The organism is Paenibacillus taihuensis (assembly GCF_003386535.1).
Taxonomy (GTDB): Bacteria; Bacillota; Bacilli; order Paenibacillales; family Paenibacillaceae; genus Paenibacillus_Z; species Paenibacillus_Z taihuensis.
In genome coordinates this window covers 1-23,267 of record NZ_QTTN01000053.1, presented here as the reverse complement: position 1 = coordinate 23,267, position 23,267 = coordinate 1, and the positions used below count along the sequence as shown (strand labels likewise).

The 23,267-nt window shown below is 49.4% G+C and carries 23 protein-coding genes; 4 read left to right on the top strand and 19 right to left on the bottom strand.

Going from position 1 to position 23,267, the window contains the following annotated elements:
• Positions 1 to 27: 27 nt before the first annotated feature.
• The 13 genes from A8990_RS28205 to A8990_RS28145 all read right to left on the bottom strand — a co-directional run bounded on the left by A8990_RS28205 (position 28) and on the right by A8990_RS28145 (position 13,180).
• A complete protein-coding gene (locus A8990_RS28205; protein WP_181909821.1) occupies positions 28 to 591 on the bottom strand; it encodes a YdcF family protein in 564 nt (187 codons plus the stop codon).
• Positions 591 to 1,550, bottom strand: a complete 960-nt coding sequence (locus A8990_RS28200; protein WP_116192349.1) for a hypothetical protein — start codon at positions 1,548 to 1,550, stop codon at positions 591 to 593. The genes A8990_RS28205 and A8990_RS28200 overlap by 1 nt, the downstream gene beginning before the upstream one ends.
• A 28-nt stretch (positions 1,551 to 1,578) precedes the next feature.
• The gene (locus A8990_RS28195) at positions 1,579 to 2,244 is read right to left on the bottom strand and encodes an exopolysaccharide biosynthesis polyprenyl glycosylphosphotransferase (protein WP_116192364.1); all 666 of its coding nucleotides are present in this window, start codon (positions 2,242 to 2,244) and stop codon (positions 1,579 to 1,581) included.
• Between the two features lie 18 nt (positions 2,245 to 2,262).
• Positions 2,263 to 3,354 carry a glycosyltransferase gene (locus A8990_RS28190; RefSeq protein WP_116192348.1) on the bottom strand — a complete coding sequence of 364 codons (1,092 nt, stop codon included), beginning with the start codon at positions 3,352 to 3,354 and terminating at the stop codon, positions 2,263 to 2,265.
• Positions 3,355 to 3,372: 18 nt separating this feature from the next.
• Complete coding sequence (locus A8990_RS28185) at positions 3,373 to 4,626, bottom strand: O-antigen ligase family protein (protein ID WP_116192347.1); 1,254 nt, start codon at positions 4,624 to 4,626, stop codon at positions 3,373 to 3,375.
• 2 nt (positions 4,627 to 4,628) lie between these two features.
• Complete coding sequence (locus A8990_RS28180) at positions 4,629 to 5,894, bottom strand: lipopolysaccharide biosynthesis protein (protein WP_181909820.1); 1,266 nt, start codon at positions 5,892 to 5,894, stop codon at positions 4,629 to 4,631.
• A 243-nt stretch (positions 5,895 to 6,137) separates the two neighbouring features.
• On the bottom strand, positions 6,138 to 6,788 hold the full coding sequence (locus A8990_RS28175) for a CpsD/CapB family tyrosine-protein kinase (RefSeq protein WP_116192345.1): 651 nt from the start codon (positions 6,786 to 6,788) through the stop codon (positions 6,138 to 6,140).
• Complete coding sequence (locus tag A8990_RS28170; RefSeq protein ID WP_116192344.1) at positions 6,769 to 7,509, bottom strand: YveK family protein; 741 nt, start codon at positions 7,507 to 7,509, stop codon at positions 6,769 to 6,771. Before A8990_RS28170 ends, A8990_RS28175 begins: the two co-directional genes overlap by 20 nt.
• 77 nt (positions 7,510 to 7,586) lie before the next feature.
• A complete protein-coding gene (locus tag A8990_RS28165) occupies positions 7,587 to 8,738 on the bottom strand; it encodes an acyltransferase family protein (protein WP_116192343.1) in 1,152 nt (383 codons plus the stop codon).
• 24 nt (positions 8,739 to 8,762) lie between these two features.
• Positions 8,763 to 9,722: an NAD-dependent epimerase/dehydratase family protein gene (locus A8990_RS28160; protein WP_116192342.1), complete on the bottom strand. Its 960-nt coding sequence runs from the start codon at positions 9,720 to 9,722 to the stop codon at positions 8,763 to 8,765.
• Between the two features lie 60 nt (positions 9,723 to 9,782).
• Complete coding sequence (galU, locus tag A8990_RS28155) at positions 9,783 to 10,682, bottom strand: UTP--glucose-1-phosphate uridylyltransferase GalU (RefSeq protein ID WP_116192341.1); 900 nt, start codon at positions 10,680 to 10,682, stop codon at positions 9,783 to 9,785.
• A 94-nt stretch (positions 10,683 to 10,776) separates the two neighbouring features.
• The gene (locus A8990_RS28150; protein WP_116192340.1) at positions 10,777 to 12,120 is read right to left on the bottom strand and encodes a UDP-glucose dehydrogenase family protein; all 1,344 of its coding nucleotides are present in this window, start codon (positions 12,118 to 12,120) and stop codon (positions 10,777 to 10,779) included.
• A 13-nt stretch (positions 12,121 to 12,133) separates the two neighbouring features.
• On the bottom strand, positions 12,134 to 13,180 hold the full coding sequence (locus A8990_RS28145) for an NAD-dependent epimerase (RefSeq protein ID WP_181909819.1): 1,047 nt from the start codon (positions 13,178 to 13,180) through the stop codon (positions 12,134 to 12,136).
• A gap of 384 nt (positions 13,181 to 13,564) precedes the next feature.
• Here A8990_RS28145 and A8990_RS28140 point away from each other — a divergent pair, with 384 nt between their 5' ends.
• Together A8990_RS28140 and A8990_RS28135 are read left to right on the top strand one after the other, a co-directional pair.
• Positions 13,565 to 13,777 carry a helix-turn-helix transcriptional regulator gene (locus A8990_RS28140; protein WP_181909818.1) on the top strand — a complete coding sequence of 71 codons (213 nt, stop codon included), beginning with the start codon at positions 13,565 to 13,567 and terminating at the stop codon, positions 13,775 to 13,777.
• Positions 13,778 to 14,128: 351 nt separating this feature from the next.
• Positions 14,129 to 16,699 carry a right-handed parallel beta-helix repeat-containing protein gene (locus A8990_RS28135; RefSeq protein ID WP_116192337.1) on the top strand — a complete coding sequence of 857 codons (2,571 nt, stop codon included), beginning with the start codon at positions 14,129 to 14,131 and terminating at the stop codon, positions 16,697 to 16,699.
• Between the two features lie 89 nt (positions 16,700 to 16,788).
• Here A8990_RS28135 and A8990_RS28130 read toward each other — a convergent pair whose 3' ends face one another.
• Positions 16,789 to 17,898, bottom strand: a complete 1,110-nt coding sequence (locus A8990_RS28130) for a glycoside hydrolase family 172 protein (RefSeq protein WP_116192336.1) — start codon at positions 17,896 to 17,898, stop codon at positions 16,789 to 16,791.
• A 75-nt stretch (positions 17,899 to 17,973) separates the two neighbouring features.
• Positions 17,974 to 18,402 (bottom strand): LytTR family DNA-binding domain-containing protein, encoded by a 429-nt coding sequence (locus A8990_RS28125; RefSeq protein ID WP_116192335.1) that lies wholly within the window; start codon positions 18,400 to 18,402, stop codon positions 17,974 to 17,976.
• A 180-nt stretch (positions 18,403 to 18,582) separates the two neighbouring features.
• Here A8990_RS28125 and A8990_RS28120 point away from each other — a divergent pair, with 180 nt between their 5' ends.
• Positions 18,583 to 18,942 (top strand): helix-turn-helix domain-containing protein, encoded by a 360-nt coding sequence (locus A8990_RS28120; RefSeq protein ID WP_281272534.1) that lies wholly within the window; start codon positions 18,583 to 18,585, stop codon positions 18,940 to 18,942.
• Here A8990_RS28120 and A8990_RS32540 read toward each other — a convergent pair.
• Positions 18,911 to 19,042, bottom strand: coding sequence for a hypothetical protein (locus A8990_RS32540; protein ID WP_281272533.1), 132 nt, complete (start codon positions 19,040 to 19,042; stop codon positions 18,911 to 18,913). The two genes, A8990_RS28120 and A8990_RS32540, sit on opposite strands and share 32 nt — an antisense overlap.
• Positions 19,043 to 19,158: 116 nt before the next feature.
• Between A8990_RS32540 and A8990_RS28115 the strand changes: the two genes are divergently transcribed.
• Positions 19,159 to 19,620: a hypothetical protein gene (locus tag A8990_RS28115; RefSeq protein WP_116192334.1), complete on the top strand. Its 462-nt coding sequence runs from the start codon at positions 19,159 to 19,161 to the stop codon at positions 19,618 to 19,620.
• 408 nt (positions 19,621 to 20,028) lie between these two features.
• Here the strand turns inward: A8990_RS28115 and A8990_RS28110 are convergent, their stop codons facing one another.
• The 3 genes from A8990_RS28110 to A8990_RS28100 form a co-directional block, all read right to left on the bottom strand.
• Positions 20,029 to 21,243 (bottom strand): iron-containing alcohol dehydrogenase, encoded by a 1,215-nt coding sequence (locus A8990_RS28110; RefSeq protein ID WP_116192333.1) that lies wholly within the window; start codon positions 21,241 to 21,243, stop codon positions 20,029 to 20,031.
• 21 nt (positions 21,244 to 21,264) lie between these two features.
• The gene (locus A8990_RS28105; protein WP_116192332.1) at positions 21,265 to 22,182 is read right to left on the bottom strand and encodes an ATP-dependent DNA ligase; all 918 of its coding nucleotides are present in this window, start codon (positions 22,180 to 22,182) and stop codon (positions 21,265 to 21,267) included.
• Positions 22,183 to 22,249: 67 nt separating this feature from the next.
• Complete coding sequence (locus tag A8990_RS28100) at positions 22,250 to 22,855, bottom strand: MSMEG_1061 family FMN-dependent PPOX-type flavoprotein (protein WP_181909817.1); 606 nt, start codon at positions 22,853 to 22,855, stop codon at positions 22,250 to 22,252.
• Positions 22,856 to 23,267: the final 412 nt, after the last annotated feature.

The following is a 23,267-nucleotide window of genomic DNA, read 5'->3' as shown; positions in this document are numbered from 1 at the left end:
CCGTGAGATATCTTTCCGCGATTGTGATCAGTATTTGATCATGTAACCGAACAGTTTGATATATTCGGATAACGCATAATGCACGTACGTCTTTTCACGCCACCAATACACGGGGTCGAAGTTTAAGCTTGGGGCTGCAACATAGGTCAAGGTTATGCCGGAGTGGCGATAAACCTTGTTAAAGGTGTAGCTGACGCGGCGCATGTGATAGGTACTCGAAACGACCAAGGCGGAATGAAACCCGCGCTCCTTCATAAGCTGCTCGGAGTAAACCGCATTCGTATAGGTACTTGTCGCTTGATACTCGGGGATGATCGCTGAAGACGGTACACCTGCTTGTATTACTGAATTTAACCGTATCTCACCGTAGCCATGCCCGTCTGTTCGAGTCACAATAATCCGATCCGCATACCCTTCCTGCATGAGCTGGACGGCTTTCTCCATTCTTCCTACGTCTCCGCTGAGAAGAATGATGACGTCCGCTTTCCTCGGAGCTTCATTCACGACGAGGAATCTGCCGAATAAATAGAAAAAGATGGCTGCTGCCATCAAAATCGTTACCAGTACAATGACAATTATCTTCTTAACCATCATTCCTCAGCTGATACGGACAAGTTATCTTTTCCTTTATCGATGTACGCCTCATCGTTAACCGAGACATTAGATTGAATCTGATTGCGAAGGGAATCTTCATCAAAGTGTACCGCCTCCGCTCCTAAGTGGTAATCCCAGATCATCACCTGGATGTAGTTTTTAGTCCCTTTTACATAAACTGCCTGCTTCGTTATTTCACTCGTCTGGATTTGTACCCCCGTGAAGTTGTTTCCCGAGATTTCATAGGGTAAATCCTGATGTCCGTCGAGATAAATACCGTAATTGGCATCTTTAATGAAAATTTGCGAGAAGTTGTTACCGTTGATCCAGATCTTATCCGGCTCTTGCACTGGCTCTGTTCGGAAATAAATCGCCTTCTCAAAGCCGGTAATATTCAGGCTGTTCGCATCCACCCAGCTCACATGATCCGAGCCCTTCTCGGCATGAAAGAATATGCCGTTTCCGTAACCCGGACGGCCAACGATCTTCATATCCGATATACGAGCCGTCTTCAAAGTGCCTGAGAATTGCTCTGCACCGTCAAGATAGATGGCAGACTTGCTATACCCTTTGAAATCATAGGTATAGATAATGCCGCCGTTTACCGCTGAATTCCGGAGCAGCTCAATGACATTCACATTCTTCACCGGAATAAGCATCGTGCCTGAGTTGAGCCGAAGCGTAACGGAAGGCTTCACGATGATTGTCTTCCGCAAGTAATACTTGCCCGCTGGGATTGATAAATCACCTCCCCCTTTTGCTGCCGTCTGATCAATCGCTTGCTGTATATCGGTGTCACTTAATTGTGCTGAATTCGCTGTTTCCTGTGCGATAGCCACCTTCGCAACGGACGTGACAGGCGTATGATCAGGGGAATGGACAGGAAACCTGTAATATGCGACCGCACACGCACTGGCGATGATTAAACCGCTGATATAGACCGTTCTCCTCTTCATTCCCTCTCCCCGCTGTCCTCAGTTTGGCTTATCTAGCCCCTTCACCAGTGAAGATAACACGCACAGTCTTTGTCAGGATTAGGAGATCGAACCAAATAGATAACTTCTGAATGTAGTGCATATCCAGCTCCAGCTTCTGCTTAGGTGTAATATCGTAGCCTCCATTTACCTGCGCCCAGCCTGTTAATCCTGGTTTGACGACAAGTCTGTTCACAAAACCGGGGATTTCACTGTTAAATTGATATGTGAAATACGATCTCTCCGGCCTAGGTCCGACGATGCTCATTTCACCTTTGATGACGTTCAGTAATTGAGGAAGCTCGTCTATTCGCGTTTTGCGTATGAAAGCCCCTACTCGCGTCACTCTGGAATCGTTCTTAGTTGCCCATTGAAAGCCGTTTGCTTCCGCGTTCTTGACCATGGAGCGGAGCTTAATTACCTTGAAGCTTCTCCCCATTAAGCCGACACGTTCCTGTATGTAGAAAGCAGAGCCCGGAGACTCCAAAATAATGGCAGCCGCAAAGACGGCTATAATCGGTGCCGCTGCGATAAGCCCAATAACCGAGAGAAGCAGGTCCATGCTTCGTTTGACGTACTGGACATATACACCTCGCTTGTTTTCTGCGCGCAAGATGGAGTAAAGGGGCTCGGCAGCATCTTGTTGATAAGAATTTCGAATGGCTTCTTCCGTCATCATCACTCACTCACCTCATCAGCTAATCAAAACTTTTTCATATAGCTCTGTGATTTTGCGGCAATCATAGTCCATCGCACGAACAAAACCATTACTTCCAATTTGCTCGTCCTGTAATCCCCTCAGCATACCTTCTGCTAGAGCTGATATATTCTCCCGTGGTACAAGCAGCCCGTACTCCAGTCGGCTCAATATATCTCGCGGCCCGCTCTCGCAATCTACCGAAACGATCTTGGCGCTGCAGGCCAGTGCTTCAAGCACAACATTCGGGAAGCCCTCGTATCGGGATGACAAGACGAAGAGATCCGCATGTTTCATATACAGGTAAGGATTTTCCGTAAATCCCGCAAAATGCACGTTCCGCGCAATACCCAGGGACTCCGCCAGCTGTGCAAGCTCGGATCGCAGACTCCCTTCCCCCAGTAGATACAAGTTGGAGTTCGGATGTTGGAGCGTGACGAGCTTAAAGGCTTGAATCAGCAAGTCGTATCCTTTTTGATACTCCAGTCTGCCAACAGAGACAATGTTCTTTCCGCTCGTCCCTAGGAAAGGATTGGGTCCGCGAGTGAGCTGTGAGATGGCATCGATATCGATCGGATTGTTGATGGTCTTGACTCGGCTTTCCTGCACGCCGGTAAATGCCAACAACTCGCTGCGCATCATATCCGATTGCGCGATAATACGATCCGCCTGCGAGTACAGCCTTCTGTACATCGTATGGTAGATCCATTTGCGATAAGAGCTGTAGGCGTGGAGCGTCTTGGAGGGCAAATTCGCTTCTCTAATGACCAGCTTGGTCTGCCTGCGAATGAAAGGCTTCGCCAGCAGCAAAGCCAAATTCAATTGCTCAAGCGTAGACAGAATGACATCCGGCTTCGCTTTGTTCACTTCCTTCAACAGCTTAGGCAGCATGTAACGCACCCTTGTTATGCCAAGATCGATGACCTCGACATCCTTCGGAAGAAGCTTCGTATACGGACCTGAGAAATTAGGCGTCATAAAGACAGGCTCTATTCGTTCCCTGTCAAAGTGCTTGAGAAGGTTGACCATGACCCGCTCCGCCCCACCTCCTTGCAGACTCGGAGTAAGCAGCATAAGCTTCGTTCTCATCTTCGAACTCCCTCCTGCTTAGGTATGAACGACCGCTTCAGGCGGTCCGGCTTGTGCCTTGGTCTTCAGATAATAGGTAATGCCCATGATGATGGAGAGCATCACCCAGTGGAATTTGCTGTAATACGAGACGTGCGCGATATCCCAGAAGATGAAGATGAGCAGCGTCGCTACACTGAAGAACCCAATATGGCTCTCGGCTTCTTTACGGCTCACTAGCTGCTTAAAGGCAACGATCAGCATGAAGATAAAGATCGAGTAATAGAGGATTAAACCGATCAGTCCATTGTTGCTAAGCAGCTCAAGGAAGTTGTTATGCGAGTAGGTTTGATAGTCTGTGAGATATCTGAATTGATCCGTACCCCAGCCGGTAATCGGCTTCGCCTCCCATAGCTTCAAAGCATCCCCCATCATGTTCGAACGCTCCGATAGGCTGCCGTCATTGACGCTCTTCCCTTGAAGCAGTTCGAAGATATTGCTAAGGCGCTTAAAGAACACAGACTCCTTCAACAGGAAGAACAGCTCCGTCAGTATGCCGGTTCCAATGAGGATAATGATAATTTTCTGCAGAAACTTAACCTTCAAGAAATATCTAAAGAGAATCATGAAACCTAGCATGAATACGGTCAGCATTGCTTTGCGAGAGCCTGTTAAGAAGACAATTTCATAGGAGAAGAGAAGCAGTAGAAGTACGCAGGCAGCCTTCAAAATGAACCGGCCAAGCGAGCGACCGCTGGTTGTTGGTTTCTTGATGAGGGTCTCCATGGCGAGGAGCATACCGATGGTTAAAGCAATTGCAAAGGTGTTGGGATTCCCTAGAAACGACGTCACGCGAAGCGCTTCGTTTGTATTCACAAGGCTGCCCATTTGACCCCACAAATCGATTGTTGCCACAATTAAAGCAGCCAAGAACCCAATTGTGATCGAACGGAAGTGGCCTTGGTAATTGACGATATTCACCATAATGAAGGAAATAAAGAATAGTTGGATGAGCGTGAACATCATATCGACGCTCTGGTCGGTCCATATCAGGCTTAAGGAGACATAAATGATGAAACAGAAGTAACATATTAATGGAAGAGGCATAACAAATTTAAATCCCTCAACACGTGTAACTTCGAAAATGAAGGAGCCGACAACCATGCAGGCACAGCCCTGCGGAATCCAGGACAACGAAGGGTTGAACGAGAACAAAATAATCGTAAATACGAATACTGCTAAACAAATATCGGTTAATACTAAACGTTTGCCAGCCGCCATGGTATTGGTCATGATTAGCCTCCGTATTTTTTCACTCTTTCTTTACTGCCCTTAAGCATCGATGCGATCAGATACACATTGAATACGACACCTACTAAAGTAAACATGGCAATACATTTTACAACTGAGAAATAGGTGCCGCCTACGAACAGAGCCCCAAACCGAGCTGCCAGGAGAAGAGTTTCATAGATTAGCAGCCTTCTTTGCAAGCCGAATACGGTCATGAGTACTAATGCTGGCGCGCTAATAAAGGATAGAAACATCCAGATTACCATCCAGCTCGCATAGACACCGGCCTCCATCCACTGAGCGCCAAGCACAATTTTGAATAATTGGGGACCGAAGAAGATGATGAACAGAGAAGGTAATAAGGCAATTAAGGCAAGCGTAATCGTAAACTTGATGAACATTTGACGCATGTCGATTTCGCCTTGCTTCGCCTCGCTAATCCGCTGCAGCAGCACCTGTCTCACCGATTGTGCGACAAGTGTTACCGGGAACTGAATGAGCCGAAGTCCAAGCGAGTACAGGCCAATAACCGCCGATCCGTAGAAATAACTAAGCATGAAGATCGGTAAATTCTGTGACAGGGAGTTAACGAGTGTTTGAGGCGTGCTGTAAAATGGAAACTCGGAATACTTTCTAGCTGTTTGCTTCAGCTTCTCTATGCTGAAACTCTTAATGAAGAGGTTCGAGCTTTCTCTCCATGTCCGGACTATCCAGAGCACGGTCGCAATTAATTGGCCGGCAATCTGACCACCAATGAGCCCCGAGGATGCAAGCCCTGCTGCTCCGGCCGCGATTTGTGTTGTAGCGATGCTGCTTGAGCGTCCAACAAGCGACATCGACATCCGCTTATACTGCTTCTGTCTCGTACTCCAATTGTTGAGAACCTGATACAAGCCTGTCGCACAGACACTGACCGGTACCCAAATCAACCACGGCTTCAGTTCTGGAGAACCGAGCATAGCCGTAATGGAATCACCAAAAAAGAGACTTACGAATGCTAGAGTAAGGCTAAGCAGACCAATAATGATGCAGGACAGTATGGAAATCCGTGTCGCTTCATCCTCTTCTTTAGGCAGCACAATTGCGATCTCATACCGAAATGCCGAGACCACAGAGAAGATCGTGACAATTGATAAATAGAGCGAGAACACACCAAGCTGTTCAGGCTGATAGATTCGGCTTAATATAGGTACGATGATCATCGCTATGACCTGAGCAATTGCCGTACCAGACATGACCACAGATACGTTGCGGATAAACTTATTGCTCATCCACCCCTGTAATAGGGGAGCTGTTCGACTGCTGATGATTTTCATATGGTTTTCCTCAATGTTTAATTGTGGATAGCATTGACTATATGTCCTCTTACCACACCCTTGACGATCAACGTCTAAGGCTTTTGTTCCCACAGCGTGGTCGAGTGCCTACAGTGATAAGGGTGCAGTAGGCATTACCCTGAGACATTTCATTTTATTAAGTTACATTTTGTATCATTGTATCCAAACAGATTTCCCTTAATTCGCTAGCCTGCGACGGCTGACATTGTTGAGTACGGCTCCAACAATTCGGGCATTGACCTGCTCCATCATTACCTTGAGCTTCAATGCCTGGTCCATCCTCACCTTGTCATCTTTAATGACTAGCAGTGCGCCATCGCTCATAGAAGCAACGATTTGGGCATCGGACCATTCCATTGCTGGCGGTGTATCCACGATAATGACATCGTACTCTTCTTTAAGCTTCTCAAGAAGGTTTGCGATCTGGTTAGAAGTCAGCAGCTCAATCGGATCGACGACATTCGGGCCTGAAGAAATTAGAAACAAATTTGGAATCATGGTATAGCGAATAATCTCGCTCTTCTCAAACCGATCCCGCAAAATATTCGTTAACCCGTTGCTATTCGAGAGGCCGAACACTTTATGTAGAGCCGGCTTTCTAAGATTCGCATCAATTAACAGCACTTTCTTGTTCTTCTGCGCGTAGGAACGAGCCAGGTTTACGGCGACTGTCGTCTTTCCTTCCGCTTTCCCAGTCGAAGTGACGGTAAGCATCCTGCACGATTCGTCTGCCATGATGTGATCCACTCTCGTTCTGATCTTCCAGCAAGCTTCAAGGATCGGCGAAGAATTGTTATTATTCGACTTTTTACTGGTTAATGGCCACATAAGAACGCTCACCCACCTTTTCTTCTGTAGTACGAACCACCTGGGCTACTTCTTCCTTCTTCATCTTCGGAATGACGGCCAGAACGGTCAGGCCAAGCACCTTCTCAATTGCTTCTTCCGATCTCACTTTATCGTTCAGGAAATCTCTCAGAAGCACGAACGACAAGCCGATTAGCGATGAAAGGACAAATCCAATGGCCATGTTAACAACGTTATTCGGTTTGACTGGAGCCGGTTGAGGCAAGTAGGCAGCTTCGTCCAGAATCGAGACGTTGTTGATATTCATAATTTTTGGAATTTCTTGAACCAGGACGACGGAAACAGCGTTGGCGATTTGTACAGCTTTGTTGTAGGAGTCATCTCTGACATTAACGGACATAATTTGATTGTTGGAGGAGTTCACTTTCACTTTAAGAATCAGCTGCTCTGGTGTCAGGTTTAGTTCCGGATGAGCCTGGACGACTTTCTCCATCAGCCCTGGCGTCTTTACAATGTCGCGATACGTCTCGATGAGCATGACGTTCGCAAGCAGCGCATCATAGTTAACGAGCCTTCCGTCTGTTTCACCATTCGACTTCAGCACGAGCTTGGCTGACGCTTCATACACCGGCTTAATATAATAGACACTGAATGCTCCGACTGCTGATGTACCGATCAGGACAAAGACGACAATGAACCACAGCTTTAATTTAAGCACTTTTAGAACTTGTTTTAGTTCCATTCCGAACCTCTTCTCACTCGTAATATGTTACAAACAGTATCGAACAATTTAAATTTTATGTTACAAATTGTAACTTGTCAACTGTATTCTTTTAGTTTAACCCCGGTTTCGTTACCGACCTTCTGCTTCGTCTGCTGCTGCGGAATTCCAATGCCAATTCGGCCAGCGATGAACGGTCCGAAGCGGAATTTGTTCAGCACATGCGTAATGCCCATGGAGCCGAGAATCGAGACTGCGCAGGCCAATACGATAAACAGGAGCAGGCGCGGCAATGAATACTGATCAGGGAACAACTGGCTAACCCCGAACAAGAAGAACCTTGTCAGCAAGAATATACCGAACGAATATTGGCTTACTTTCACTAGTACAGTCGGGATCCGGCTCCATTTACTAGAGAAGTGCAGGAGAATAAAGATCATCCCCGTCGTGTATAGCAGAACATCGAATCGTTTGGAATAAAGCCTTTCAATAACTCCAGTATGGTACAGTACCTCCATGGCTGCTGCCGCTAGAACGAGAAGCGCGAACACCCATTTGATTCGTTTTCCTAGCTGCGCGGCAAAAGTTTCATAGTATCTTCCGCAATAGAAAGCGAGCGAGAAATAGGCAACCCATGCGAAGGCTGGTACTTTATTCATAAAGCTTACAATGTAATAGTTCCCTATCGGCAGTGATTCCAGGTCAAACAGATTAAATACCGCAAGATAGAGAACATTGAGCCCAATTGTGCAAATGAGCACCGATTTCATGGAAAACCGGCGAACCATCCATTTATCAAACGCTAAATGCAGCAAGTAAAATTGAAAGACAACGAGCAGGAAGTAGCCGAAAAAGTCCGCGAGAAAGAAGTTCTTGGCTAATTCGTAGAGATAGAGCTTTAGCGACGGATTATCATGCTCAACCATCAAGTCCACGAAGGAGAACAAGATGGCCATTGTAACGTAAGGAACGAGGATATACTTGGCTCTCTTCCTAAGAAATCCGGACGGAGTCCCGCTCCGGTAGGCGCGCGCCAGTATAAACTCCGATATAAAGATAAACATCGGCGTGGAGAATAACAGCAGCATCTGAATGGTTTCGATGATTGCTGGTGTCCACGTGAAGCGCGCTGCATCAGACAGCTTGAAGTGTGTAAATGCCGCATCAAGCGCGTTAAACGTCACGATGCCCAAGCACGCAATGCTTCTTAGGACGAACATCTCTTTAATGACCTTGGATTCATCCTTCATTGTTCTCACCCATTCTCGAAGGGATCAACTAAGAGCCGACTTAAGTTCATGCTCTTGTGTGATCTTGGACAACCGGTAACGGTACGTCTTCCACAGACCTTCTTCCAAGCATACTTTAGGCGCCCAGTCTAACATCCGTATGGCTTCCTGATTGTCAAGGACGCTATGCTTGATATCGCCTGCACGAGCTGTACGGTACTCCACTCTTGACTTCATGCCGCAGCAATCCTGCAGGCTCGTCACGAGTTCATTGACACTTAGCGGATACGCCGTACCTACATTGGCAATGACGTTCTCTTCCGCGTAAATGGCTGCGATATTCGCATCGGCAATGTCCTCGACGAAGATGAAGTCTCTCGTTTGCTCGCCATCTCCATAAATGACAAGTCGTTCCCCGCGCAGCAGGCGATCAACGAAAATCGCAACTACGCCGCCTTCGCCGTCACTTGCTTGGCGCGGACCATACACATTGGCATAGCGCAGTATCGCATATTCCATTCCATAGAGCTTGGAGTACGTACGAATGTACAGCTCAGGCACGTATTTGGATACCCCGTAGCCGGACATTGGGTGCTTCGGATGCTCCTCATTGATCGGGACAGCCTCAGGCATACCATAGATGGCAGCAGAGGAAGCATAGACAAACTTGCGCACCTCGTACTTCACAGCCAGCTTCAGCAAATTAACGGTAGATAAAATGTTAACGGAGGCATCCTCCATCGGCTCATTAATGGAATATTGAACGTCTGTTTGTGCTGCTTGATGCACAATGACATCTGGCCGCTCCTTTGCCAGAATCGCTTCCATTTCATAGGATCTGACATCCGCATGATAGAAACGGGCTCCAATCGGTATATTATCGAAGTCTCCTTTCGATAGATTATCAACGACGACCGTTTCCCAGCCCTGTTGAAGACAGCGTTCAACAATATGAGAGCCAATAAAACCGGCGCCACCTGTGATAAGCACTTTTGTAGGATTCATCGTTTCGATCAACCTCTCCTAATGGTTTGGGTCTAGCGGCGATGCCTCTTGTCAAGCAAGCTATACGGTTGTCTTCTCCGAGCGCTTCTCGCGTCTATACACCTCATGCAGCAGGCCCATCGCTTCCTCGCGCAGATCTGGCCTTTCCAACGCGAAATCGACGGTCGCTCGCAGAAAACCTATTTTGTCGCCAACATCGTAACGAATCCCTTTGAACGGATAGGCCATAATCGGCTTCTCCCGATTCAATAAACGCAGTGCTTCCGTGAGCTGTACCTCTTCGCCCGGATTCGGTCTTAGCTGCTCAATATGATCAAAAATTTCCGGTTCCAGGATGTAGCGGCCCATAATGGCATAAGCGGACGGCTCTGTTCCGAGCGGCGGCTTCTCAACCAAGTCTCGAATCTTGATCGCCTCATGCAGCTGGCGTACACTTGCAGGTGCAATTACGCCATACTTGTGCAGCTCCTTCTCCGGAACCTTCTGAACCCCTACAATGGACGTCCCGTATTTGTCATACGCATCGGTCAATTGCCGCAGACACGGAACCTCCGATTTGACAATATCGTCGCCCAGCAGCACCGCAAACGGTTCATTCCCGATAAACTTCCGTGCGCTCCAGACGGCATGCCCGAGACCGAGCGGCTCACCTTGCCTGATATAGTGCAAGTTAGCCAAATCAGAGATGCGGCGAATTTCGTTGTATTCGCTCCGCTTGCCCTTAGCGAGCAGCGCTTCCTCCAATTCAAGCGAACGGTCAAAATGATCCTCAATAGCCCGTTTACTGCGACCGGTGACGATCATGATATCTTCAATACCTGAGCGCACCGCCTCTTCGATGATGTACTGGATCGTCGGTTTATCAACAATAGGGAGCATTTCCTTCGGCTGAGCCTTCGTCGCGGGAAGGAAGCGAGTACCAAGCCCTGCTGCGGGAATAATCGCTTTTTTCACTTTCATTCTCATCAGACTCCTTACTTACTTCTTAATTTTTATTGATACAATTTGTATCTATACGCACACAAAACTACACTTTCCCGTGCACCATCCACTATTAACTAACGATATAGTTATAGTTCGCCTCTGTGTTAACTGTCGCAGTTCGACCGATTGAATGGTATTCAATCTGATGCTCTTGCATGATGGCTGGCGAGTAGCAGTTTCGTCCGTCCACGATGATCGGTTTCGCCAGAAGCTGGCGAACCTGATTCAAGTCCATAGACGTGAATTCGTTCCACTCTGTAACAATCATACAGGCATCGCAGCCGGAAATCGTTTGGTACACACCTGTACCATATTCCACACTATTCCCGAACCACTTCCTGGCCTCGGTCATAGCAACAGGATCATACACGCGCACATGAGCTCCAGCGGCGACTAAAGCTGGAATGAGCGCTAACGATGGTGCATCACGCATATCATCGGTGTTGGGCTTGAAAGCTAAACCGAGGACAGCGATCTTCGTTCCGTGCAAATCCCCTAAGGCTTGAACTAACTTGCGAAGCAGCATATACTTCTGCTCTTCGTTCGTATGAATGACCTCTTTCAACAACCCGAATTCATACCCGGCCTGATCAGCCATCCAACTCAGCGCATGCGTATCCTTCGGGAAGCATGACCCGCCATAACCGATGCCAGCGCGTAAGAACGCAGAGCCGATACGGCTATCCGAACCGATGCCCCTTGCCACGTCCTCCACGTCAGCGCCATAGCGCTCACATAAATTCGCAACGGCATTAATAAAAGAAATCTTCGTCGCGAGAAATGCGTTAGCTGCGTATTTTATCATCTCCGCACTCTCAGGACTAGTAAAGTGCGTTCTCGTACCGAGCGGTTCAAAGCAATCCGCGACTAGCTTAGCAGCTTCCGGCCGGATAGCGCCTACAATGCAGCGCTCCATCTTCATAAAGTCAGCGACTGCTGAGCCTTCACGTAAAAACTCAGGGTTAGAAACGACATCAAACGGAATATGTGGATCTGGCATCGCCATGCGTATCCAGTTTTCTACGTTACGTCCTGTTCCAAGTGGAACTGTGCTCTTGATAACAATCGTCTTGGAGACGGTCAGATGACGACCAATCAGTTCTGCTGCAGCCCGAACGTAGCTTATATCAGCCGCTCCTGTTTCCGACATAGGCGTTCCTACAGCAATAAACAACAATTCCGATTGCTCAATGGCAGACGCAATGTCGGAGGTGAACGATAACCGTCCAGCGGTAACATTCTCTGCTACCAATGCCTCCAGTCCAGGCTCATAGATCGGAATGCTTCCCTGCTGGAGCAATTCGATCTTGTCAAGATTCGCATCGCAGCATTGTACTTGATGACCGATATGAGCCAAGCATGTGCCGTTCACAAGCCCCACATACCCTGTACCAATCATGGCAATTGTTCTCATCATCTAATCCCCTCTATTGTTCTGTCTTTCTGTACCCCGTCAATGTAGTCTCTTTAATATCATAGAAAGATTTATACCAGGACACGAATGCGCCCAACCCGTCGTCAAGAGAGGTTTCTGGCTTAAACCCGATTCGCTCCTCTAAAGCTTTGGTGTCAGCAAAGGTCACCTCAACATCTCCTGGGTGCATCGGGCGATAATCAATACGAGCTGATCTGCCTAAGTGCCGCTCAAGAAGAGTAATCATATCAGCCAACTTCTCTGGGCTATGATTGCCAATATTGTAGATTCGGTAAGGGGCGCTGCTGCTTCCAAGCTGGGGCGGGTTGCCATCCCAATCGGAGTTTGGCGAAGGCGAGCACGGTATTAACCGGACGATTGCCTGGACGACGTCATCGACATAAGTAAAGTCACGCCACATCTCTCCATTGTTGAAGACCGTAATCGGCTTGTCGTCCAGAATGGAACGCGTGAACGAGAAGTATGCCATATCCGGCCGACCCCAAGGACCATATACGGTAAAGAACCGCAGCCCTGTTACAGGTAAACGATAGATATGACTGTACGAATGAGCCATCATCTCATTCGCCTTTTTAGTAGCCGCATACAAGCTGACTGGGTGGTCGGTCGTATCCTCTTCAGAGAAAGGGACTTTCCGATTAGCTCCGTAGACGGAGCTTGACGACGCATAGAGCAGATGACCAATTTGGTGGATTCGACACATTTCAAGTATGTTGAGAAACCCCGTCGCGTTAGAATCAATGTACGTTTGTGGATGCTCCAAACTGTACCGGACTCCTGCTTGTGCGGCCAAGTGAATGACGGCATCAAAGCGATGAGCTTCGAATAGCTGTTCTAGTTCCGGCCGGTTCTCTAGCGATTCTTTCACAAAGTGAAATCGGTCGCGCCCCAGCAAGTTAGAAAGGCGCGCTTCTTTCAGCTCTACATCGTAATATCTGTTCATATTATCGAAACCAACGACTGAATACCCCATGTCCAATAGCTTATTGGTGACGTGGAAGCCGATAAAACCGGCGGAGCCCGTTACCAGGATACGCATACTCATTCACGCTCCATTTCTTAAATAAGAGAGTTACATACACTGTCGCCGCCGACTTAGGTATGACTGACAGCGTCCATCTGAAATATAAACCTAAATTACGATACAAATTGTAACAAGTCAAGTTAAATTTATGCGGAAACCAACCTATTGTGACACAATGTATCATTTTCCCTCTATTATTTTTTCTTCTGTTCTTTTATGCGAAAATACAATTGACATGATACAAATGGTATCGTAGTATGAATGTGGATACATAATGTATCAATATAATGTTTTATTGATTGGTTTTATTCTTCTCGCTGCTATATGTTCGAATAATAATTACAGTAACACTTATTGGGACGCCGATTGAACTTTACATTGGAGAAGGGGTTGAATAGGGTGTTACATATTGGTAATGCCATTGCTGAACTACGAGAATCCAGAGAAATTACGCAAGAAGACTTAGCTAAAACACTGGGGATTGCCAGATCCACTCTGTCCCATTATGAGAAGAACAGAAGAAAGCCACCTCTCGATATTATTGTTTTGTTAGCCAATACATTTAATATTACAGTTGAACAAATTATTAATTTTCATAAACGCGAAATATAGCCTACTATCCCTCATTATCGCTGCGTGCTTCTTGGTTCGGCAATACTGCTGATTTAGACGGATTGCCGAATCGCCATCGCTTAACCGCCATCGCTCCATTTGCTAACCCCTCTCTTTTTCACGCCTATTTCATAGAAGAAGCGTCTCGTCCCGCACGAACTCTACTATTTTGGCATACGCTGTACTAAAGTGAGGTGACTGCATTCTAACTATTTCCATTCCATCAGCTTTGCTGATTCCACTAACTCCTATAACAACTCGCACCTCATTCAATTCAATGGGCGGCTTAACCGATGCTTGAGGACATCATGTGCCGATTTCAATTGGTTACGCGAGAATGGAGGCAAAGTGTTGAGTACGAATGGCGACATGCAGAAATCTACCTATGATACGAATCGAAATGGAGTTGTAGATAAGGCTGAGAAGCTTGCAACACCAAGGAAAATCAAGCTAGATGGTGATGTGACCGGGAGCGCTACTTTTGATGGTTCTGATAACGTCACGATAAAGACAACCGTTGTCAATGCGGGAACCGGTAACGGAAACGGTGACATGTTGAAGAGTGTTTACGACACAAATAATAATGGCGTTGTTGATCAGGCTGCCAAGCTGCAAATAGCTCGCGTCATATCACTGGATGGAGATGTTACAGGCTTTGCTGCATTTGATGGTTCTGCCAATATTACCATTACAGCATCGATCCCGTCTGCTTCATCGAGTGCTGAAGGCTTAATGAGTGCGGCGGATAAATCGAAATTGGATGGAGTTGCACCAGGGGCGAATAACTACGTCCACCCTGCTACTCACCCAGCTACCATGATCGTCGAGGATTCGACGCACCGGTTTGTTACAGACGCAGAGAAAGCAAACTGGAATTCATCGACAGGCGGCAGCGGCAGTGGAGATATGCTTAAATCGGTATACGATACGAATAACAATGGCGTTGTCGATCAAGCTGCAAAGCTGCAAACAGCTCGTACCATTGCATTAAGCGGCGATGTTACCGGTTCTGCTGTGTTCGACGGTACAGCCAATATTAATATCGTGGCATCTGTTCCTGCTGCTACCCCAAGTGCAGAAGGTCTCATGAGTGCTGCAGACAAATCCAAGTTGGACGGGATCGCAGCAGGTGCGAATAACTACGTCCACCCTGCTACTCACCCTGCTACCATGATTGTCGAAGATGCTACGCACCGTTTTGTAACCGATGTAGAGAAAGCAGCGTGGAATGCGGCGACCGGCAGCGGCAGTGGAGATATGCTCAAATCGGTGTACGATACGAACAATAACGGCGTTGTAGATCAGGCTGCAAAGCTTCAGACTGCACGAAGCATTACACTGGCAGGTAGCGTTACAGGTTCTGCATCCTTTGACGGTTCGTCTAATATTACAATCAATACAACAGGAAGCTCCGGCAGCGGCGCCAATCTTCTGGTTAACTGGGTGAACGTGAAGAACTTTGGAGCATTAGGCAACGGCGTGGCTGACGATACAGTGGCCATCAATGCTGCTATGAGCTCGTTACCAGCATCCGGTGGTACGGTCTATATTCCTGAGGGCACTTATATGATCAACGCAGGGAACCCGTACAACCCGGTAACAAACGCGACCTGTATTTCGCTTCGAAGCAACGTCACTGTCATACTGGCAGAAGGCGCTACACTGAAAGCGATCACGAATGCGTTCAATAACTATGCCATATTTCTTGTAAGAGCTGTTTCAAATGTAACAATTGAAGGCGGCGTCCTGCAAGGCGAACGGTATACGCATACCGGACCTGTTGAAGGCCAAGTTGGGGTTGGCGTTTGGCTTGAGGGAGCAACCAATGTAACTATTCGCGATACGACTTGCAAAGAGTTCTGGGGCGATGGGATCTATACGCGTTTCCATACCACGCTTGGAAATACCAAGAAGGTGAGCGTAGAGAATGTCTCGTTCATCGATAACCGCAGACAGGGCATCTCGATCTGCGCCAACGAGAACTTCCGAGTCATCAACTGCTCCTTCGAAACAACGCAAGGAACAGATCCAGCTGCAGGTATAGATATTGAGCCAGAGCTCGGCGGAACAGTAAAAGACGTTATCATTGTGGGGAATGTCTTCAAAGGCAACAAGATCGGAGTTCAAGCGCTTGGCGATTCCAGCGCGACAATCAACGGCAACGTCTTTGACGGCAACACCATGTGGGGAATTTACCTTGCATCCTCGTCGCGGTACTATTCCGTAACAGGGAATATCATCTTCGCAAGCGGTAACTATGGCATCTATGTCAATACGTCGACAGACAATACTATCAGCGGCAACGTGGTATACAACAATGGCTCTCATGGTATCTATCTGCTGAACAGTGCTAACCGTAACGTTGTGACAAGCAATAGATGCTACGGCAACACCGGCGAGGGCATCTCGGTATACAACTCCATTGACAATACAATCAATGACAATAACTGCACGAATAACACAGGCCGCGGCATTAACATCGAGAACAGCACTGACAACTCCGTATCCGGCAATACGTGCTCGAGCAACACATCGTCAGGCATCTATCTATGGAAGTGTAAGTATACGGTAGTCGATGGCAACCGCTGTGCGAAGAACGGTCAACATGGCATCTTCGTTCGTGGCGATTCGGCTAATGATACGAACAACAATTCCATCATAAACAACCAATGCAAAGAGAACAGCCAGTCGGCTAACCTTGGTTATCAAAATATCTTCCTGAGCAGCGGAGCAGCCGGCGCAAATGCGACCAACAATGTTCAGAACAACATGTGCCGCGCAGGATCGCTCGCGAACAAACCGCAATATGGCGTCTTGATAAGCTCCAATACGACCGCAACAATGTTGAAGAACAACGATCTTCGTAACGGTGGCGGAACTGGCGATCTGTCAGATTCCGGAACAGGTACACTTACAACGTAAAAAGACCAAATAAGACCAAATAAAGAAGACCTTACCGAATCAGGTAAGGTCTTCTTTTATATTAAGAATAGATTTCGGCACGCGCTGCCCTACACATCGCTCCGCCCCGGTCCACTCTCTCCCTTACCATCCAACAGGTCCCTGCTCCGCTCTTCCCTGTTCGGGAAATGATCGAACGGCTGCGACGGCAGTGTCTGGTACCAGTAAGCGACCGCGCTGTAATCATCGCTCAGCTCGAAGTACCGGTGATCGTCTTCCTCGGAGGCGCCGGCAGCACGGTAGTGGACCAGGCGGTCGCCGAAGTACCTCTCCGCCTTGTCAATCGGGCCGTAGCCGATCTGCTGCACCGTCACCTTCAAGCTGTCTTGGAAATAAATCGGGTCCCGCACATGGAACCGGTAGATCGAATACAGTCCGTTCTCGCCATCGACGAGCGGTGCGCCTTGATACGGCGTGAGCACCTCTTCAAGCCCCCAGGCGGAGCCCATATAATCCTCCGCGCCGGTACCGCATATCGTCGGGTAATCGGAATCCCCGTCGATGTAGAACTTCACTTCGCCTTCGCCCCACCAGCAATCGCGGTAGATGCTGCGCACGCCGAGCGTCGTGCCAAGATATACGCCTTGGCCCTTAATATGGTCAGCAATGACGAAGTCCTCGTGCATCGGACACGGATTGTTACGCCGGAACCGGGCATGGAAGCAGCCGGCCTGCTCGTCCAGCTCGTCGCCAACCGTCGCGTCGATCTGGTAGAACAGCATCGCAACGTCGCTGCTAGAATCGTTCTCGATCGTAATGACCGCCTTCTTCCGGAAAGGCATCGGAATCCAGCAGTTGAGGCCTTTGCCCGCTTGCATCGAGACGCAGTCGGATTGCATCTTGACCTGCCGTCCATGCGCGACGCCGAAGAAGTCGCCGATCGGCGCCTCTACGCTTGGATGCTCCTGCCCATCCCAGTACATACGCAGGATGACGTTGCGCATATGATCCGCATTGCCAGGCGGCAGCGTCATCCAAATATGCCGCACGACGCCTGGCCCGTCGCAATTCAGCAGCTCAATTGTCTGCCCCTGCCTAAAACCCACGATACATGGCGCTCCCTTGCGCCCGTTATTCGCTTGCCCGCCGCTGCCGACAGCTCCCGACCTGTTCTCGGCTGTAAATGCCCTGCTGCTCGTCTTCCTCAACTGATACATCATACCGACATCCTCCTCATAAAAAGCGCTTACCGCTATCATAATCGATTCAGAGTATGGTGGGTACTAGGATCATTGTCACCAGACCGGAGGAAATTTGTCTGCTTCAGCCTTCACTACTAAGTGCCGATACTTCGCAGTCCTAGCCTTGGAGATCGGGACCGAGATATCTCCCGCTCCCTTGAAATACGCGTCATTCCCGTACGGACCAACTACGATCCGGTCGATAAGCGGCACGTTCACCAAGTAGGACGGATTGAACAGGACGAAGCCAAGCGTCGACAGCATATCCTTGTAGGCGGACAAGTTGCCCAATTGCAAGTACGTTCCATCCCGCGTCACGAACATCGGAATTCCTGCCTTATAGCTCGATCTCCCATATAGGCGAGGCGTTACGCCCATATACAGAACGTCGGCTGTGATGTTCAGGTTTCTGCAGACGACCTGATTGTTCTCCGGTTCCGTCTTTACGCAGTAGACATGAATGGGTTCCCCTGTGCCATTCAATCGTGTCTGTGTCGTTAGTCAATTCACAGTTTCACCTCCTATGCTCTAGCTGCAGTAAGGATCATTTTTTAGTATATATTCACATTTGGTGATTGTAAATAATGTAAATCACATTACGAGACCGACCAAAACTCGTCCTTCTGTTGTAAGATATAATATCAGGTGATTAGCCCATAGCTGATGGAGGTGCTACTGCTGCGTACATTCGGAGAACGACTCGCATATTTGAGGTACAGGAAAGACTTGTCCCAGGAGGAGTTTGCGAAGCATCTTAATATTGGAAAAAGCACCTTGGGCATGTATGAGACGAACAAGCGTGAACCCGGCCATGAAATGACCGCCCAAATCGCCGCTTTCTTCGAGGTGAGCGTGGATTGGTTAACGACAGGCAAGGAGTTCAAGCATAAACCGATGTCAGCCACGCAAGAAGAGATTGTGATTAAGGATCTCGTTGCACGCTACAACATCAACCTATCGAATCCCCGCACGAGAGAGAAGCTGGAGAAAATTATTCAGCTTGTTTTTGACGACTTGCAGTGAGGAGTGCCTGAATGAGCTGAATGAGCTCTTCGCTAGACACATCGCGCAATTCAGGAATTTCTTTCATCAGTTCTTCAACCGCTCTACGAAGCTCTTCCATCTCGCCCGTCCCCTATCTGCTATGAACTTCTATTACTAGTATAAGAATGAAGCGCGAGATTTGAAATATCGTTTTAAAGTGGTGGAAAATGCTTGACAAACTAGGAGCTGATCAAATTGACCTCACCTGCAGCGTCGACGACTTTTACCCATAAATCACTTGCTTCCTCCTGCTTCAATCAAGTTTGGGATTTGCTAGATAAGGCAGACCGTTCCGCCAGCGACACTGAGACGATGGTACATCTGTGCCACAGCTCGTTCTGGCACTGGACGCAGGTGCCCGAGCATACACAGACGAATTTATCGATCGGCTATTGGCAGCTCGCACGCGTGTATGCCGTGATTGGCAGCGGCGAGCAAGCGCTGGCTTATGCGAACCGATGCATCGAGGTTAGCGAAGCTGCCGAGCTCGAGCCGTTCTATATCGCATACGGCTACGAAGCCGCCGCCAGAGCTTATGCCGTGATGAACCAAGCAGATCAGCAGCGCGAGGCTGCGGAGACAGCGGCTCGCTATACGGAGCAGGTCGCAGATGCCGAGAGCAAGAGCTGGCTGCTGAAGGATTTGGCGACTATCTAGTACAGGGTGACCGTGAAAAAAGACAACAAATAACCCCTTGGCCATCTTGGTCAAGGGGTTTGTTTTATAAGCAATGGCATGTGGTCCGCGTTCACCCCCAGTCGGCAAACGAACTGCGACTCATGATGAGAGGCTGCATTGGGAGAAGCTACATGGGGAGAAGCTACATTGGATAAATCCTCATTTGGTTCAAAATAACGGCTTTGCGGGAGCTATAGTGGACTTATCCACTCATTTTCGGCGGAATAGGCCTATATCACGAGTTTCACGAGAAAATGATTGGACTTTTCCATTATAGGTGGCCGGTTCGAGCGTTTCAGCCCTTCTATAGTGGATAAAACCGATGTAGAAGGGTGCAGACAAGCCGCGGCGCCAAGCTTGGTTTGCATCACCTCGCTCTCCGCCCCGCTAAATCCGTGCCAGCAAAATCTCCCTCATCACCGCTTTGTCCAGCTGAACCGGACTCTGCTTATTATTCGACGCCGCGATGACCGCGTCCAGGTTGTCCGCAGTCACTCCATACGCGCCAAGCCTCGGGATTTGCAGCGTTTCGGTCCATGCCTCTAACGTCTCGACTAACCGCTCCAGGCAGCCAGCCGCATCCTCCTTCGGATGGCCGGTCACAAGCGCACCGACCGCTGCATACTTCGCCAAGCCTCTAGCAGCCACGCCGGCTGCCGCTCCTTCATCTGCGCGCAACTGCTCGATGTTGCGCTTCGTCACTTCCGCCAGCAGCGTCCCGCAGATGACGCCATGCGGAATCGGGAAGCTGCCGCCGAGCGGCGCAGCGAAGCCGTGGACGAGCCCAAGTCCGGCATGCGCGAGCGTAATCCCGGACATCATCGAGGCGTACGCCATCTGCTCATGCAGCCTCTCGTCCTGCCCCGCCGTCGTGCAGATCGGCAGCAAACTCCTGATCGCAGCTTCGATGCCGGACAGCGCCAGCGCATCGGTCATCGGCGATGCTTTGGTCGATACATACGATTCGATGAGCTGCGTTAACGCGTCCAGCCCGCTCGCGGCTTTCACTGATGCCGGGCAGCTCATCGTAATGCGGCCATCGACAATGGCGACGTCCGGAATGAAGCGATCATGACGCAACGATCGCTTGAAGCCGCCTTTTATCGAGATGACGGCATTCTTCGTCATTTCGCTGCCGGTTCCGGACGTTGTCGGGACAGCGATGAAGAAGATTTTGCTCCCATTATGAGGCCGGTATGCCGGCTGTCCTTCCAAATAATGCAGCACCGTATCGCCAGGCTCCGTCGTCAGCATCGCGGATACCGCTTTGCCTGCATCCATCGCGCTCCCTCCGCCAATGGCGACGACCGCATCAACCGAGATGCCACGGAAACGGCCAACCACATCGTCCACCCATTCCACCGTTGGCTCATGGTGAATGTGCGCGGTATCGGTTACGATGCCAGCGGCAGCGAGCGAGTCTGCAACCATTTTCCACGCATCCGCATTAGACTGCTGGAATCCGCCCATCACAATCAAAATGCGCCGCGTCCCTGCAGGCAGCACCTCCGCCAGCTTATGAAGCATCCCGCTTCCGAACTGAATCTGCGGCGTTCCTGTAAACGTGAAAGCCACCCCGTCCCATTCCTTGTTACCCGCCATTCGGCAACTCCTCCACCCCTGTTAGTTGTATGGCCAGACACAATCCTCCGGCCGTTTATGAGGCAGGAAGCCCCGAAAATATGTCGTCCGCAGCTGATGCATATCCGTCCGATCGAGGTAATCGACCTGGCAGCAAAGCCGCGGTTCAATCCACTGTGTATCCGTCTGCCGATCCTTCTCCGTATGGAGCTGCTCCGCGATGGCCAAGAAAGCCTGCTTGTCCGCAAGGCTGAGGCCATCTGCCACCGTGCCGACAGGTTTATTACGCAGCGAGCGAAAATGAAGTCCAATGACCAGCGCAAACGGCTTTGTCCGATAGCCTAGAATAACAGCCTCCACCGTTCGAACATGCTTCACCGACAGCCATTCTGACGACCTAAAATCCAGCCGGTAGGCGGAATCCCGCCGCTTCGCAACGATCCCTTCCAGCCCCCGCTCCTTCGTCAGGTCGAACAGCGCCCGCCCTTGCCCCTCTATGTACATCGTCTTCGTAAGTACCGTCGAATCCATAACAATATCAGCGAGTCGTTCCTTTCGCCGCGTTAACGGCTCATTCAGATGCTCCCGCCCTTCCGAATAAAGCACGTCAAAAGCCACAAAGGTCGCCGGGTGCAGCAATGCCCCCTGCGCAATTGCGGCTGATTTGCCAAGCCGCCCGCGATGGTTGAAGTCATCAAAGATCGGCCGTCCGTCACGCAAACAGATGCCTTCACAGTCCAGGATCGCTGTGTCTGCCTGGATTGCTTTTGCCGCCTCCAGCAGCTCCGGGAACTTAACCGTCACGACTTGACCATACCGCGTATACGCTTCTATTCGATCTTGCCGCTTGTGAATCAGAATCCGCCCGCCATCATATTGAGGCTCGAATATAAACTGAACATCGTCGAACGCCTCTTTGCCCGTAATGGCGAGCATGGGCTTCAAAGGTGTAAAGAGCATGTCGCGCATCCCTCCCTATCACCATTGTCGCCGCATTCCATCCATAGCAAACAAACCTGCCAGACTACTAGTTCGAATCGCTGCCGATTACATAGCCGTTGCTCGTAATGTGGTCCTCGAAGATTCGCTGTATATTAGGGAACTCCTCGCGGCTCAGCCATGTTTCCGCGTCCCATACGTCGGAAGACTTCAGCGCCCGCGGGCAATGGATGAAGCATTCCTCAACCGTCACCTTCACGGCAAAATTCGGCTTTCTCCCATTCAGCGCCATGCTCTTTAACAGCGCTTCGTTGCGGATCATCTGAGCCTTGCCATTAATCCGAAGCACTTCATTCATTCCCGGCAAAATACAAATCATGCCGAGCCCCGGATTGGACAGCAGGTTGATCATCGAATCCACCCGTCTGTTGCCCATTCGCTCAGGGAATGCCAGGGTATGCTCGTCCAACACCTGCACGAACCCCGGCTGGTCACCGCGCGGCGATACATCGCACTGCCCGTCGCCATTCGCCGTCGCCATGAAGAAGAGCGGGCACTTCGCCAGATAGCTCCGAACATGATCGTCGATATGGTCAATCGTCTTCTTCACAACCGCCTCATGCGGAACGCCTACCAGCTCCCGCAGCTGATCAAGAGAATCAATGATTTCGTCTTCTTCGGGATTGTATTTCATATGGGGTTCGATTCCTTTCTGCTGAAAAATAGAAGATGCTATCATCCTACCCTGTGAGAGGGAGAATGACAAGTTCGTTCAGATCATGAGCCAATCGGGTAGGAGGCTACCCATTAGTTGAGTAGCCGACCTCCCACACCACCGTACGTACCGTTCGGTATACGGCGGTTCCTAAGTTTACGTTGTAACTTGTCGGTAGTAATCTGAAAAGAATAAGAATCCGAGTTCTTTGAGGGTATTGTTGTCGAGGGATTTGGAGAGGATCGGGCTATGGGAGGTTCTCCAGTAGCCCTTTCTTGTGTTGGCGTATTCCCATGCTTGTTTGGCGCGGATCCCAAATGCTTTTAGGTTCGTAAACCTTGTCTTCACTCGTTTCCATTGTTTCCAGTACACCATGCGGATTCGCCTTCTC